The sequence below is a fragment of the Actinomycetota bacterium genome (assembly GCA_035765775.1).
GTDB lineage: Bacteria > Actinomycetota > CADDZG01 > JAHWKV01 > JAOPZY01 > DASTWV01.
In genome coordinates this window covers 170,629-184,998 of sequence record DASTWV010000059.1, presented here as the reverse complement: position 1 = coordinate 184,998, position 14,370 = coordinate 170,629, and the positions used below count along the sequence as shown (strand labels likewise).

15 protein-coding genes are annotated in these 14,370 nt (G+C 72.4%); 5 read left to right on the top strand and 10 right to left on the bottom strand.

Translation table 11 applies throughout. The features are described 5' to 3' along the window. Positions 1 to 28 precede the first annotated feature (28 nt). Both VFW71_14610 and VFW71_14605 read right to left on the bottom strand, forming a co-directional pair. A complete protein-coding gene (locus VFW71_14610; protein HEU5003991.1) occupies positions 29 to 826 on the bottom strand; it encodes a methyltransferase domain-containing protein in 798 nt (265 codons plus the stop codon). Next, positions 823 to 1,890 carry a phosphotransferase gene (locus VFW71_14605; GenBank protein ID HEU5003990.1) on the bottom strand — a complete coding sequence of 356 codons (1,068 nt, stop codon included), beginning with the start codon at positions 1,888 to 1,890 and terminating at the stop codon, positions 823 to 825. Before VFW71_14605 ends, VFW71_14610 begins: the two co-directional genes overlap by 4 nt. A 204-nt stretch (positions 1,891 to 2,094) precedes the next feature. On the opposite strand from VFW71_14605, the gene VFW71_14600 reads away from it, so the two are divergent. Together VFW71_14600 and VFW71_14595 are read left to right on the top strand one after the other, a co-directional pair. Then, positions 2,095 to 3,150, top strand: coding sequence for a class I SAM-dependent methyltransferase (locus VFW71_14600; GenBank protein HEU5003989.1), 1,056 nt, complete (start codon positions 2,095 to 2,097; stop codon positions 3,148 to 3,150). 88 nt (positions 3,151 to 3,238) lie between these two features. Continuing rightward, complete coding sequence (locus tag VFW71_14595; protein ID HEU5003988.1) at positions 3,239 to 3,910, top strand: HPP family protein; 672 nt, start codon at positions 3,239 to 3,241, stop codon at positions 3,908 to 3,910. 3 nt (positions 3,911 to 3,913) lie between these two features. On the opposite strand, the gene VFW71_14590 is transcribed toward VFW71_14595, so the two are convergent. From VFW71_14590 to VFW71_14555, 8 genes are all read right to left on the bottom strand, one after another. Then, positions 3,914 to 5,692, bottom strand: coding sequence for a glycoside hydrolase family 15 protein (locus VFW71_14590; GenBank protein HEU5003987.1), 1,779 nt, complete (start codon positions 5,690 to 5,692; stop codon positions 3,914 to 3,916). Continuing rightward, positions 5,689 to 6,789, bottom strand: coding sequence for an enolase C-terminal domain-like protein (locus tag VFW71_14585; protein HEU5003986.1), 1,101 nt, complete (start codon positions 6,787 to 6,789; stop codon positions 5,689 to 5,691). Before VFW71_14585 ends, VFW71_14590 begins: the two co-directional genes overlap by 4 nt. Next, a complete protein-coding gene (locus tag VFW71_14580; protein HEU5003985.1) occupies positions 6,786 to 8,381 on the bottom strand; it encodes a GMC family oxidoreductase in 1,596 nt (531 codons plus the stop codon). The genes VFW71_14585 and VFW71_14580 overlap by 4 nt, the downstream gene beginning before the upstream one ends. A 60-nt stretch (positions 8,382 to 8,441) precedes the next feature. Then, positions 8,442 to 9,101, bottom strand: a complete 660-nt coding sequence (locus VFW71_14575) for a gluconate 2-dehydrogenase subunit 3 family protein (protein ID HEU5003984.1) — start codon at positions 9,099 to 9,101, stop codon at positions 8,442 to 8,444. Beyond that, positions 9,098 to 9,580: a hypothetical protein gene (locus VFW71_14570; protein HEU5003983.1), complete on the bottom strand. Its 483-nt coding sequence runs from the start codon at positions 9,578 to 9,580 to the stop codon at positions 9,098 to 9,100. Before VFW71_14570 ends, VFW71_14575 begins: the two co-directional genes overlap by 4 nt. Positions 9,581 to 9,582: 2 nt before the next feature. Continuing rightward, positions 9,583 to 11,349 (bottom strand): thiamine pyrophosphate-dependent enzyme, encoded by a 1,767-nt coding sequence (locus tag VFW71_14565; GenBank protein HEU5003982.1) that lies wholly within the window; start codon positions 11,347 to 11,349, stop codon positions 9,583 to 9,585. Positions 11,350 to 11,361: 12 nt separating this feature from the next. Next, a complete protein-coding gene (locus tag VFW71_14560) occupies positions 11,362 to 12,381 on the bottom strand; it encodes an SDR family oxidoreductase (protein HEU5003981.1) in 1,020 nt (339 codons plus the stop codon). Positions 12,382 to 12,637: 256 nt separating this feature from the next. After that, positions 12,638 to 12,796 (bottom strand): hypothetical protein, encoded by a 159-nt coding sequence (locus VFW71_14555; protein HEU5003980.1) that lies wholly within the window; start codon positions 12,794 to 12,796, stop codon positions 12,638 to 12,640. A gap of 182 nt (positions 12,797 to 12,978) precedes the next feature. Here VFW71_14555 and VFW71_14550 point away from each other — a divergent pair, with 182 nt between their 5' ends. The 3 genes from VFW71_14550 (at position 12,979) to VFW71_14540 (ending at position 14,277) form a co-directional block, all read left to right on the top strand. After that, positions 12,979 to 13,215 (top strand): Hsp20/alpha crystallin family protein, encoded by a 237-nt coding sequence (locus VFW71_14550; GenBank protein ID HEU5003979.1) that lies wholly within the window; start codon positions 12,979 to 12,981, stop codon positions 13,213 to 13,215. 82 nt (positions 13,216 to 13,297) lie between these two features. Beyond that, positions 13,298 to 13,786 (top strand): MarR family transcriptional regulator, encoded by a 489-nt coding sequence (locus VFW71_14545; GenBank protein HEU5003978.1) that lies wholly within the window; start codon positions 13,298 to 13,300, stop codon positions 13,784 to 13,786. Beyond that, positions 13,783 to 14,277 carry a universal stress protein gene (locus tag VFW71_14540; protein HEU5003977.1) on the top strand — a complete coding sequence of 165 codons (495 nt, stop codon included), beginning with the start codon at positions 13,783 to 13,785 and terminating at the stop codon, positions 14,275 to 14,277. The genes VFW71_14545 and VFW71_14540 overlap by 4 nt, the downstream gene beginning before the upstream one ends. Positions 14,278 to 14,370: the final 93 nt, after the last annotated feature.

Genomic DNA, 14,370 nt, shown 5'->3' with positions numbered 1-14,370 from the left:
GGACGGCGCCCCTGCCCCCGCCCTGCCCTCAGGCCCGCGCGGCCAGCACCACCATGCGGAGCGTCCAGCCCTCGCCGTCCAGGATCGTCTGGACGGCCGCGGCCCCCAGCTGGCGCACCGCCGCCAGGGTCTCGGGCGCGGCCTCGGCCCGCCAGGCCGTGTAGTGGGGCAGCGCCAGCCGGTAGTCGACGATGGCCGCCGCCGTCGGGCCCTCCAAGCGGGCGGAGACGGTGCGGGCTTCGACTTCCACCAGCCCTGCTTGCGTGGCCAGCGCCCCCAGCCGGTCGGGGTCGCCCGAGACGGCGTCGAGGTCCCGTTTCATCTCGCCGTACCACCCCGGTGGGACCCATCCCGCCCGCCGGGCGACCTCGTCGATTGCCGCCTTCACCGGGTCGTCCTGGACGGCGGGCCACGTCGAGGCCAGGACGGCGCCGCCCGGGCGCAGGACCCGGGCCGCCTCCCGGAGGGGCTGCTCCGGCGGGAGGTGGTTGAGCAGGAAGGCGCCGACCCAGGCGTCGAAGGAACCGTCGGCGAAGGGCAGCCGGAGGGCGTCGGCCTGGACGCCCGGCGGCCGGGCAGCCCGCCGGTGCGCCAGCATGGCGGCGGAACGGTCCACGCCGACGACGCGGAGGCCCCCAGCCGCGGCCAAGGCGTCGGCCACGAGGCCCGTGCCGGTGCCGGCATCGAGCACCCGCATGCCCGGCTCGAACCGGATGGGGCTGCAGCGCTGCACCAAGAGTCGCGCCAGGGGCCGGTAGACGACGGCGGCGCGCTCCGCCCACCCCTCGGGGTCTTCGTATCCGGCCTCCACGGGCTCCGCGGTCACGCCAGCCCGAGGCACCGGGCACCCCGGCCCGCCCAATGACGCCACCAGTCCATCTCGGCCTGGTCGCCCAGGGCCTTGTTCCAGCCCAGCTGCATCGTCGTCGCCAGCATCTCCACGGCGAAGGCGTCCTCCCACCAGGGGGCGGTGGCGACGCCGCAGCGCTCCAGCTCCTGCCGGTAGGCCGCTGCGGTGTCGAGCTTGGACTCCGGGAGCCGGGCGGCGTTGATCGACAGGTACCAGGCCAGGTCGGCGAGGGGCGACGCCTCGCCGGGTAGCTCGCCCCAGTCGAGGAGCACCGTGCGGCCGTCGGGCTGCTCGCCGAGGTTCCCGGCCTTCCAGTCCCCGTGCACCAACGTGTGCGGCAGGGCGGCGAGAGCATCCAGCAGGGGTGTGGCGTCCGTATGGAGGGCGGCGATCACCCCGGCCAGCTCCGGGGCCAAGCCCCGGAACGCCGCCCACCCCTTGACCGTCATCTCCAGGATGGGCGGGAGCACGCCTCCCCGCCGGGCTTCCAGCCCCGCCATGGCGGGTGTGAAGAACACGTAGCGGTTGGCAAGGGGTGTCAGGCCCACGGTGTCTCGGAAACCCCAGAAGGCCGCGTGCAGCGCTGCCATGTGGGCCAGGAAGCGCCGGTGCTGGTCCATCGGGAACACGATGTCGCCGGGGGGTAGCAGGCGGTCGCCGACGTCGCGCATGAGGATGGCTCCCACCCGCCCCTCGAGCGCGCATCCCACCGTGGCGTGGTCGATGACCTCGGGCAGCGCGTCCAGCACGCCGGACTCCCAGAGGGCCACGTAGCGGTGGCCCACGTCCCCGGTTGCCCGCATGAAGATGTCGTCGCGGAGGTCCTGGTACTTCAGGACGTGGCGCACGCCTCCGATCACCACCCACTCGAACCGGGCGCCCGAGTAGGAGTCCTCAGGGACCATCGGCGACCGGGTGCCCGATCCCACCAGTGCCGCCACCGACGGGGCCACCACCTGCCGGACGAGGGTGCCGGCGGGCCGCGGGGGCACGCTCTTGGCGGTAGTTGGGCTGCGGGTCGGCTCGCGGACTGCGGTCATCACGGCATCCTCCTCGGACCGGGCGGTATGTGCTGGCACATCGTTGTCCGGCCGGGTTGCAGTTTGCTTGCAACCCGGTTGCAGCCGCCGTCCCGTTCCCCTGCAACCGGGCTGCTACCCGGAAGCGGGAGCCTGCCCTCCATCGCCGACGGGCAGCGGGCACGCCGGCAGCTCCACGGGAGCAGGGCGAGAAGGAGGAGTGGGATGGCTCTTGATCAGGCAGTGCTGGAGCGCTTCATCGGCGGTTTTGTCGGCGACCTCGGGGCGACGTTCTCGGCCCCCCTGGTGGTCATCGGGGACCGGCTGGGCCTGTACCGGGCGCTCGCCGAGCACGGGCCGCAGACGACGGCCCAGCTGGCCGGCCACACCGGGTGCGCCGAGCGGTACGTGCGGGAGTGGCTGCTGAACCAGGCGGCGGGCGGCTACGTGACTGCCGACGAGGCCGCCGAGGTGTTCTCGCTCAGTGAGGAGCAGGCGTTCTGCCTGGCCGACGAGGAAAGCCCGGCGTTCCTCCCGGGCGGCATCATGCTGGCACTGTCCACCGCTCGGGACCTCGACAAGATCGAGGCGCGTTTCCGCACCGGCGAGGGGCTGGGCTGGCACGAGCACCACCAGGACCTCTTCACCGGCACCGAGCGCTTCTTCCGTCCGGGCTACGTTGGCAATCTCGTTTCCGCGTGGCTCCCGGCTCTGGACGACGTGCCGGCCAAGCTGGGGGCGGGGGCCGCCGTCGCCGATATCGGGTGCGGCCACGGCTCGTCCACGATCCTGATGGCCCAGGCCTTCCCGGCATCGACCTTCACCGGGTTCGACTACCACGAGGCCTCCGTCGCCACCGCACGCAAGCGAGCCGCCAACGCCGGCGTCGGTGACCGTGTGGCCTTCGAGGTGGCGGGCGCCGCCGACTACCCGGGCACCGGCTACGACCTGGTGACGTTCTTCGACTGCCTGCACGACATGGGGGACCCAGCCGGCGCCGCCCGCCACGTGCGCTCGACCCTCGCCCACGACGGCACCTGGATGATCGTCGAGCCGATGGCGGGCGAGAGCCCCGCCGACAACCTGAACCCCGTGGGCCGGATCTTCTACGGCGCCTCGACCACCATCTGCACCCCCTCGGGGATGCTGGGCGACGGTGCAGCGCTGGGCAGCCAGGTCCCCCAGGCCACCTGGGCGGCGATGCTGGCCGAAGCCGGCTTCCGCCGGTTCCGCCGGGCCGCCGAAACGCCCTTCAACCGGGTGTTCGAGGCCCGGCCGTAGACCCAACTCGATGTCCGGTGCCCCACAACCGGGCTCACGAGGGTAGATACAGAAACGGGCGGGCGCCACCAGGGAACGGAGAGTCACTATGCCGCGGACTCGCCGGCTCCGGGGGGTCAACCGGCCCCGCTACGGCGTCCACGCCCGCGTCGTGCAGCGCTTCGGGGTCCGGGGGGACGCCCTCTACGTGACGATCGCGGTCTCGCTCACCATGGCGGTTGCCGGGGTGGCCGCATGGCTGCTCCGGCGGCCGCTCATCTTCCCGAGCCTGGGCCCGTCGGTCTTCCTGTGCTTCGAGTCGCCGATGGACCCCGAGGCCAGCCCGCGCAACACGCTGGTCGGCCATGCGGTGGCGCTGCTGGCCGGTGTCGCGGCGGTCCACGCCTTCCGGTTGACGCATACCGGCGAGTTTGGCGCCGCCTTCTCCGTGAGCCGGGGGGTGGCCGCCGGCCTGTCGGTGGGCGTGACCGAGGGGCTCCTGGTGCTGATCCGGTCCCCGCATCCCCCGGCGGGGGCGACCGCGCTCATCGTGGCCCTGGGGTTGCTGGCGAAGCCGGTGGATCTCCTGGCGCTCATGGTAGGCGTAGTGCTGGTAGTGGCAGCGACCTGGGCCCTCAACCGCGCCCTGGGCATCCCCGTGCCCATGTGGGCACCGCTGTTCCCGGACGAGCACCCCCCGGACGAGCACCCCCCCGACGAGCACCCCCCGGACAAACGGATCCCGGACGAACGGATCCAGGACGGGCGCCCCCGGGGATGAGGCTCACCCGCACAGCGCCACCGCCGCAGCGATGTGCGAAAGGTGCGTCAGGCCCTGAGGGAAGTTGCCCAGCGCCTCCCCCGATGCCGACGACTCCTCGGGGAACAGGCCGAGCTCGTTGGCCGCCGAGCGTGCCCGGTCGAACCACTGCCGGGCCTGCTCACGGCGGCCCTGCAGTGCCAGGATCTCCGCCAGCCAGAACGTGCACGCCAGGAACGTCCCCTCGGTGCCCGGGAGCTGGTCGTCGCTGCGGTAGCGGCGCACCAGGCCCCCGTCCTCCAGATCGGCGGCCACCGCATCGGTGGTGCGCACCATGCGGTCGTCGGTGGCGGCCACGAAGTCCACCGTGGGCAGCAGGAGCAGGGCGGCATCCAGCTCGGCCGAGCCGAACGCCTGGCGGAACACCCCCCGCACCGGGTCGTACCCGTCCCGCTCGACGGCGGCGCGGATCTCGTCCCGCACCCCTGCCCAGCGTTCCACCGGCGCCGGGCTGCCGGTTGCCCGGGCCATGCGGACGGCCCGGTCGAGCGCCGCCCAGCACATCACCTTGGAGTGCACGAAGTGCTGGGGGTTGCAGCGCATCTCCCAGATGCCGGAGTCGGGCTCGGGCCAGAGTTCCACCGCCCGATCGACCACGCTGACCAGGAACCGCCAGTACTCCTCGTCGGGGGAGTGGCCGCGCTCGTGCCAGCGCCAGGCCAGCTCCACCAGGTAACCGAAGGCGTCCAGCTGGCGCTGGCCGGCGGCGGCGTTGCCCACCCGCACCGGGCGGGACCCCCGGTAGCCCGCGAGGTCCACCTCCACCTCGGTGAGGCGGCGTTCCCCGCCGACGCCGTACATGATCTGCAGCGACTCCGCCGATCCGGCGGTGGTGCGCTCGATGAAGCCCCGCAGCCGATCGGCCTCCGAGGTGCAGCCGACCTCGGTCAGGGAGCGCACGCTGAACTGCGAGTCCCGGATCCAGCTGTAGCGGTAGTCCCAGTTCCGGCTGCCGCCGATCTCCTCGGGGAGCGACGCCGTCGGGGCCGCAACCACGGCGCCGGTGGGGGCGAACGTCAGCCCCTTCAGCACCAGCGCCGAGCGCACCACCTCGCCGTGGAACGGGCCCTCGAGGGCCACTGAGGCGCCCCAGGCCTGCCACCAGTCCACCGTGGCCTCCACCCGCTCGTCGAGGGCATCGGGCCCCGGCCCGGTCGGCGGCGACGGGTCGATGTCCTCCGGCCGCCAGTAGGCGACGGAGAGCCGCCGGCGCTCGCCCGCCGCCACCCGCACTGCGCCGGTGAGGTCGTGCGTGGAAGTGCGCTCCAGGGCCATGTCGCTGCTGATCACGAGCGCATCGTTGCCCCCCACCGCACTGAACAGGGTGGGGGCGTGCTGGCGGACCCAAGGCCGGACACCGCCGTAGTCGAAGCGGGGGCGGACCTCGACCGAGAGCGGCACCGATCCCTCCAGGCCCTCCACCAGGCGGATGAGTTCCCGGTGGGCGCCGCCCGTTGCCAGGCAGTCGGTGACCCGCGCCCGGCCCTCCGGGCAGTCAAAGGTAGTCGCCAGCACCAGCGACCGGCCGACGTATTCCCGGCTCGAGGAGAAGTCACCCGAAGACGGCCTGACCTGGCAGCAGCCACCTCCCTCCCAATCCAGCAGCCGGTCGAAGACCGGGCCCGAATCGAAGCGGGGCATGCAGCACCAGTCGACCGCCCCGTCCCGGGATACCAGGGCGGCACCCTGGCAGTCGGACAGGAAGGCGTACTCGCCGATAGGCGGGGGGGAGCCGTCGCTCACGGCCGCCACCGGTCGGCGTCCGCCTCCTTCAGCTCCAGGCCGATGCCCGGGCGGGACAGGTCGGGGCGCAGCTCGCCGCCCGCCGGGGTCAGGACGCCATCGAACAACAGGCGGTCCACCCGGGCGTGGTCGTGGAAGTACTCCAGGTGGCGCAGGTTCGGCACCGCGCACGCCGGATGGGCGTGCAGGGACTGGGCGCAGTGCCCGGAGATCTCCAGGCCGTGCGCCGCGGCGACCGCCGCCGCCCGCAGCCAGTCGGTGATCCCGGCGCACCGCGACGCGTCCGCCTGCAAGACGTCCACCGCCCCCGCGGCGCACATGCGCTGGAAGTAGGTGAGGTCGTAGCCGTATTCGCCGGCGGCGACGTCCGCCTCGATCAGGCCGCGCACCTCGGCGAGCCCCGGGAGGTCGTCGGAGGACACCGGCTCTTCAAACCACGTGACCCCGAGGCCCCCGGCTGCACGCGCCAACCGGACCGCCTGCTTGGCCGAGAACGCGCCGTTGGCATCCACGAACAGTTCCGGCCCGGAGCCGATCGCGTCGCGCGCGACGCGCATGCGGTCCAGGTCGCGCGCCGGGCGGGTGCCCCAGTCGGTGCCGATCTTCATCTTCACCCGGGGGATGCCGAGGTCGTGCACCCAGCCGCCGAGCTGGGCGCCGAGCCGGCCGTCGGTGTAGCTGGTGAACCCGCCGCTGCCGTAGACCGGCACCGTCTCGCGCACCATGCCCAGCAGGCGGGCCAGAGGCAGGTCCAGCAGCCGCGCCTTCAGGTCCCACAGCCCGATGTCCACGGCAGCGATGGCGGCCGACGCCACCCCCGGGCGTCCGGCATTGCGCACCGCGGCCACCATGCGGGCCCAAGTCCCGCCCACGTCGAGTGCATCCGATCCCACCACCTGGCCATGGAGCAGCTCGGTGATCAGGTTGGCGCACGCCGGGCTGCCGTACGTGAAGCCCAGCCCCCGGACGGTGCCGACCCAGGGTTCGGCCACCACCACGGTTGTGGCCTCCCAGGTCATCGTGCCATCGGCCTCGGGTTCCTCCGTGGGGACGGTGTAGACCCGGATGTCCAGCCGATCGATGGGTGCCTCGGTCATGCGCTCGCCGCGCCCCCCGCCAGGTGGTCGGCGCACCGGGCCGCCAAGGCCATGATGGTGAGGGCCGGGTTGGCAGCCCCCTGCGTCGGCAGCACGCTGCCGTCGGTGACGTAGAGGTTGGGGACGGCGAAGCTGCGCAGGTTGCGGTCCACCACCCCGGTCTCGGGACCGGCGCCCATCCGGGCGCCGCCCACCAGGTGGGCGTAGCGGGCGATGGTCACCGTGTCCTGCGCCCCGGCGGCGTCGAGGATCTCCGCCATCTTCTGGCTGCCCGCCCGCATCAGGGCCCGGTCGTTGTCGCACTGCGTGTAGTCGAAGCGGGCGACAGGGATCCCGTGCCGGTCCCGCTCCTCGTCCAGCGTCACCCGGTTGCCGGGCAGCGGGAGGAACTCGCACAGCACGCCCAGGGTGGCCCAGTGGACGTAGTCGCACAGGTACTCGCGCAGCACGTGGCCCCAGTGGCCCTCCGCCACGACGTGCTCCGCCCAGGTGATCGGCAGCGGGCCGATGCACTGCACCGAGTACCCCCGCCGGTAGTCCGCCCGGGGATCGGTCTCGTAGAACGCTTCGGTGGACACCTCGGGCGGCGGCGCCTTGTACATGCGCACCTCCTCCGGGAAGCGCCCCGCGGTCTGGGCGGCCCCCTGGACCATCACGTAGCGACCCACGAGGTCGTGGTCATTGCCGACACCATCGGGGAACTGGCGGCAGGCCGAGTTCAGCAGCAGGCGGGGGGTCTCGATCGCATACCCGGCCACCGCCACGGCCCGGGCGCGCTGGCGGCGCTCGACGCCGTCGCGGAAGTACACGACGCCGCTCGCCCGGCCGCGGTCGTCGATCTCGATACTGCGCACCATCGACCCCGACCGGATCTCGGCCCCGTGGGCCAGGGCGTCGGGCACATGCGTGATCAGCGTGGAGGCCTTGGCGTTGACCTTGCAGCCCTGCAGGCAGAAGCCGCGGTAGATGCAGTGCGGCCGGTTGCCGAAGCGCCCGTTGGTGATGGCCACCGGCCCCACCCGCACGTCGATGCCCAGCCGCTGGCACCCGCGCTGGAAGATCATGCCCAGGCCGCTGACCGGGTGGGGCGAGTGGGGATAGCCATGCGGGTCGCCCCAGGGCCAGTGCTGGCCGGCCACCGGGAGCTCCGCCTCCAGGGCCTCGTAATAGGGCCGCAGCTCCTGGTAGGTGATCGGCCAGTCGGCACCCACCCCGTCGGCGGTGTAGGTCTGGAAGTCCGAGGGGTGCAGGCGCGGCGTGTAGCCGGCGAAGTGCACCGTGCTCCCCCCCACGCCCCGCCCCGAATTGTTGGACCCCAGGGGGACCGGGTCCCCGCCGCCGATGACCCGGGGCTCGGTCCAGTAGAGGGGGTGGGAGCCGGCCTCGTCGCTCACCCAGTCGCGGTCGGGTTCCCAGAACGGCCCCGCCTCCAGGGCGGCAACCTTCCATCCCTTCCGCGCCAGGCGCTGGGTGAGCACCGCCCCGCCCGCGCCGCAGCCGACCACCACGAGGTCCAGCTCTTCCTCGTCGTCGAAGCGCCGCATCGAGGCCCGCAGGGCGTGGTTGGTCCGGCTGCCGTCGTTCGGCAGCAGCCAGGCAGACTCGTTGCGCTGCCGAACAGAGTTCAACGGATCGAGATCAACGGACGGCGTTCAACGGGCGGCGTGATCACTGTCTTGGCGCTGCCGGGCGGCCTCCACGCGCCGTGCCCAGGGCTCGGGATCCTCGGCGTCCACCTCCCGCACCTCCCAGGGCTCCCGGCGGTCCAGGCCGAGTGCCTTGTACCCGCGGGGGTAGGCGGGACCCCCGAAACCCATCTCGTTCCACGCCGAGGGATGCGAGTAAAACCCGGTGCAGGCGTAGCGCATCCACAGATTCCAGACCCGGCTGGCGGGCAGCTCGTGCCACGTTTTGGCCGTGCGCACATTCTCCAGCAGGCGGTTCTGCGCCCGCCGCTTCAGCTCCCAGAAATGCTGCCCCTCGACGGCGCGGGCGTCCTCGTCCAGCGCCGCCAGGGAACGCCGCCATGCCTCGCCGTCCTCCGGGAGGTCGTCGTGGTGCCACCCGTCGGTCTCGCCCTCCGCCAGGCGGGCGTCGATGTGCTCCAGCACCGGGATCCGGCTCTCATCCTCCGGCGGGCCGTCCTGGGCCAGCAGCCGGTCCAGCAGCGGCCGGGCGACGCGCTCCTCATCCACCGTGAAGAAGCGCAGGGGGGGAGGCGGGGCGAGGCGGGCCAGCACCACCCCGGCGGTCACCAGATCCCACGAGCCCGCCTGCTGCAGCACGTCGTAGCCCGGGAAGCGCGGCTTCATGACCGCTCCCGGCGCAGGATGGCAGCCAGCAGGCCCATGCCGCCCACCATGGCGAACAGCAACGGGGCGAACAGCGGCGGCCCCATCTCGACGTTGTAGCGGGCTGCTCGCCAGCCTCCCGGCCGCTGGGCGATGCCCCGCACGTGCAGGTAACTGCCCTGGAGGCCGTTGGCGACCGCCACCGCCGAGACCAGCGGGAGGGCGGTCTTGGCGCAGCGCCGGCTCAGCACACCCGCCACCCCCGCCGCGGCCACCACCGGGGTGAGCGCCACCGGCAGCCACATCATCGTGTTGCCAAAGCTGGCCCGGTCGTGCTCGAGGAAGATCTCCGCCCCGGTCACCAGCGCCGCAGCGGCGGTGAGGCCGGAGAGCGAGCGCTCGAAGCGCCCGTGCTCGATGTTGGCCACCAGGTGGTCGATCCCCTGCGCCGGCGACCCGTGGGGCCGAGGGTGGGCCCGCCGGCGGGGCAGCGTCGGCATCCTCACGACTTCAGCTCACTCAGCTGGTCCCGGAACAAGGTCGAGGCGATGGTCGCCTTGTGGGGCTGGCCCCGCAGGAAGGCCTCGGCGAACTTCTTGGCCTGCTGGTAGGTCACCTTGGGCGGCAGCGGGGGCTCGTTGGGGTTGGTCAGGACATCGACCACCGCCGGCCCGGCATGGGCCAGGGCTTTGGCCACGGCGGGCTCCACATCGCCCGGATGCTCCACCCGCAGCCCGAGGGCGCCGTTGCTCTCGGCGAAGCCGGCGAAGTTGGCGACGCCGTTGTGGCGCACGCCGAACTCCGGGAAGCCCAGCACCATCTGCTCCCACAGGATCTGGCCGTACTCGGCGTTGTTGTTGATGAAGACCTTGATCGGCAGGTCGTGGCGGATGGCGGTCAGGAACTCCGCCATCAGCATGGCGAAGCCGCCGTCGCCGATGAAGGCGATCACCTGGCGGCCCGGGAACGCCCACTGGCAGGCGTTGGCATAGGGCAGCCCGGGGGCCATGGTGGCGAGGTTGCCGGAGAGGAAGAAGCGGCGGTCCCCCCGCATGTCGAAGTGCCGTGCCGCCCAGGTGGCAATGGTCCCCGAGTCGCAGGTGAGGATGGCGTCATCGCCCGCCAGCCGGTCGATGACCCGCATGAGGTACTGGGGCTGGATGGGGTCGCGCTCGGAGTCTTCGAGGGCGGCCATCTTCTCCCGCCAGTCCCGCATCCGGGACTGGGCCGTCTCCAGGAAGCTCCGGTCGGTGCTGCGCTGCAGCAACGGGAGCAGGGCCTGGAGCGTGCTGGCAGCGTCGCCCACCAGCGGCACCTCGGTAGGGATGCGGCTCCCGACGTTCACCGGGTCGGTGTCCACCTGCACCACCCGCACCGCATCCGGCTTGGGCAGGTGCTTGGTGTACGGGAAGTTGGTGCCCACCATGAAGAGGGTGTCCGCCTCCTCCATGGCGTCCTCGGAGGGTCGGGTGCCCAGCAGGCCGATGCCGCCGGTGGTGAGGGGGCTGTCGTCGGGCACAGCCGCCTTGCCCGGCAGGGTCTTGACGATCGGGCTGCCCAGGACGTCGGCCACCGCCAGCAGCTCGGTGCGGGCCCCGAGCGCGCCGGCACCGGCGAGCAGCACCACCTTGGTGCCCGCGTTCAGCACCGCCGCGGCCCGCTCCAGGTCCGCCGGCCTCGGCACTCCCGGGGCGGCGAGATAGGTGGGGGCGCTGGCCGGTGTCCGGGCCGGGGCCACCGCCTCCCAGGGGTTGGTCTCGGCGTCGGCCACCTGGATGTCGTTGGGGATCGTGATGTGGGAGACCGTGCGCCGGGACAGGGCGGTGCGCACTGCCAGGTCCACCAGCGTGGGGATCTGGGCGGGCACATGGACGAAGACGTCGTACTCGGCCACATCCTGGTAGAGCTTCTCGAGGTGCACCTCCTGCTGGTAGCCGGTGCCCAATAGCTGGGTTTCCTGCATGCCGGTGATCGCCAGAACCGGCTGGTGGTCCAGCTTGGCGTCGTACAGCCCGTTCAGAAGGTGGATGCCGCCCGGCCCGGAAGTGGCCAGGCAGACCCCGAGGCGCCCCGTGGCTTTGGCGTAGCCGCACGCCATGAAGGCGGCCGCCTCCTCGTGGTGAACCAGCACGAAGCGGAGCTTGTCCTGGTGGCGGCGCAGGGCCTCCATCAGGCCGTTGATCCCGTCGCCGGGCAGGCCGAAGATGGTGTCGACGTCCCAGGCGATCAGGCGCTCGACCAGTAGTTCCGATGCAAGTGTCTTGCTCATGACCTCGCTCCTTTACTTCCCGTGCGGCGATCGGTGCCCACTGCGCAGGTAGGCGGCCGCGGTTGCGGTCAGCGCCAGACCGCCGGCCGCCCCGGCCAGCGTCGCCCGGTGAGCCGTTGCCCACCATTGCGCGCTGCGGGGGTGGGCCCGGCGGTCGAAGATTCCGTGGGCGCCGTAATCGGTGTCGGCGTCCTGCGGCTTCCAGAGGTTGGCCGGCCGGTCGGGGTCCTTCGGCTGGTCGGTTTGCTGGCTGGAGAAACCCGTCCGGCCCAGGTACCAGTCCAGCGCGCCGGGGAGCACCGCATTGGCGATCAGGGTGGCGGCCGTCGAGGCCCCGACCCACCACTCCCGGCGGTCGTGCTCGGCGGCCCACGCCACCGCCCGGGCGGCGACCTCGGGCTGGTAGATGGGAGGAACGGGCTGCGGGTGGTTGGGCAGGCGGGAGAGCACCCAGCTGAACTGCGGCGTGTTGAGGGCCGGCATCTGCACCATCGTGATGCGCACCTTGCTGCCCCGGTGGCGCAGCTCGCAGCGCACCGACTCGGTGAACCCCTGGATGGCGTGCTTGGCGCCGCAGTAGGCGCTCTGCAGCGGGATGCCGCGGTAGGCGAGGGCCGAGCCCACCTGCACGACGACGCCCCGGTTGCGCGGCACCATGCGGGTGAGGGCCGCCCGGGTGCCGTGGACGAACCCGAGGTAGCTGACCTCGGTGACCCGCCGGAACTCGTCGGGGTCGATCTCGAGGAACGGGGCGAACACCGACGAGAAGGCGTCGTTCACCCAGACGTCGATCGGGCCGAACTCCTGCTCAACGGCCTGCGCCGCGCGGTCGACCTCCCCGGCGTCGGCGACATCGGTGGGGATGGCGAGTGCCCGCCCGCCCGCCTCGGCGACCTCCCGGGCGGCGGCCTCCAGACCGGCGTCCCCCCGGGCCAGCAGGCCGATGCGGGCGCCCGGCCGGGCCATCTCACGTACCACCGCCCGGCCGATCCCGGCCGACGCCCCCGTCACCACCGTCACCTTCGAGTCCACCGACGTCCCGTCCTCGTGCCTGGCGCATCGCTTCCTGCTGCGGATGCCTCATTGGTGCGATGCCCACCGCGGGGCACGGACAAACACCGTTCGGGGAAGTTCTCGAAGCCGACGTCTCACAGGGCGGGCCAAGACTCGGCCGCGCCCGAGAGCCTCTCGACTCCCAACGATGGTAAATTCCGGCTTACGCTCGCAGTTTGATGCCTGCCGGGTTAGCGCTCATAATTCGCGCTCGGGCTCAGACGGAAGCGGGGCTTCAGGTGGCAGGAATTTCGGGGTCGGGCACCGCTGGCTCGACGGGCATGGCCGGGTCGCGGGGGTCCAGGCGGCGCTCGGCCCAGCCGGTGAACCAGAGCACAAGCCAGGCGAAGGCGAGAAGGAGCCCGGAGGACTGCAGCAGGCCGGCCATTGACATGTGCGGATTCTTCCGCTCTCCGGGCCGCGCCAAACCTGGGCCCGGCGAGATGTCCCGGTGCCGGTCAACCGGGCGGCCAGGCACGGTTAGGCGAGGATTCCCTGGGTATATCTGGAACCACGAACACCGATTGAGCCATAGTCAACGGGTGGTCTTTCGCCCGGGCAACGACGGAGGCACCCATGAATAACGATGCCGAGTTTCTGGTACGCGTCCAGCTTCCCCACGCCGGGCTCCGACCCGATGTCGACGTGTCCGCCCTGGACTCCACTCTCGATGTCCGCGTGGGCTACCAGGGCGAGTCCTCTCTGGTCCGCAGCATCCCGCTGCCCACCGAGTGCGGGGACTGCGGGATCCAACTCAGCATCCACCGCGGCGTGCTCGAGGTCCGGGTGCCCGTCCCTACCGGGGGTTCTTAACGGTCCCTGCCCCGAGCCAGCCGGATCCCCAGCCCGACAGGTCTATACTTCTACCTATATAGGTTGAGCTATGGATCGGACCATGGAAAGCAACGATCCCTCGGGCGCTGCGGAGGCGCTGTTCCGGTTGCTGGCGGCGGTGGTTGTGCGCACCAGCAGGGAGATCAGCCTCACTGCCCTATCAACGTTGGCGACGCTGGAGCGCGCCGGCCCCCGGCGGATCACGGAGCTGGCCGCCAGCGAGGGCGTCGCCCAGCCGTCGATGACCGCGGTGGTGACCGCCCTGGAGCGTTCCGGGTTGGTCGCCCGCCGCCGGGATGCGGGCGACCAGCGGGTGGTGCTGGTGGAGCTGACCGGCGGGGGAGCGGGCTACCTGTGTGCCCGCCGGCAGGCGGGGGCCGACACCTTCGCCCGCCTGATCGGCCAGCTGAGCCGGCCCGATGCCGACGCCCTCCGGGCGGCCCTACCTGCCCTCCAAACGCTCGCGGCCCTGGCCGATGAGGAACGCCCCCCGACGCGGCGGGAAGCCCGGCTGGCCGGGGCCGGCGTCCCAGCGGAGGTACCGGCATGAGCGCGCGCCCGCTCCCGGACGGGGAGCCGGCGTCCGCTGCCGCCGATCGTCTGGAGCCGGCGACCGTCGTGGTCGGGCTGGACGGCTCGGAGCCCTCCTGGGACGCCCTGGCCTGGGCCTGCGGGGAGGCGCAGCGGCTCGGGGGCCGGGTACTGGCGGTCCTCGTCAGCCCCGACGCCCCGTCGGCGGTCTCCGCGGCGGCGGTGTCCGGGGTCGTGGCCGACGCCACCGCATTGGACCAGGCTGCTGCCGAGCGGGCCCGTGAGCTGGACCGGGAGCTCACCCGGCGGACGGCGGGCCTCGATGTCGAGATCGCCTTCGTACATACCAAGGGCGACCCCGCCCGAGAGCTGCTCGCCCTGGCGGCCAGCCACCGGGCGGACCTCATCGTCGTCGGGAGGTCCCGGAAGGCCCGCCACCGCATTGCCGGTTCCATCGGGCGCCACCTGGTCTGCGGCCGGCAGGCCCCGGTCGTGGTCATCGTGCCCTGAGGCTGCGCACTAGCCCAGTGTCCCAGTGGCCCAGTGGCCGGGTGGTGCACCCGACGTCGGGGCCGTGCCAGCCAACTGCCGGAGCCGGCCGCA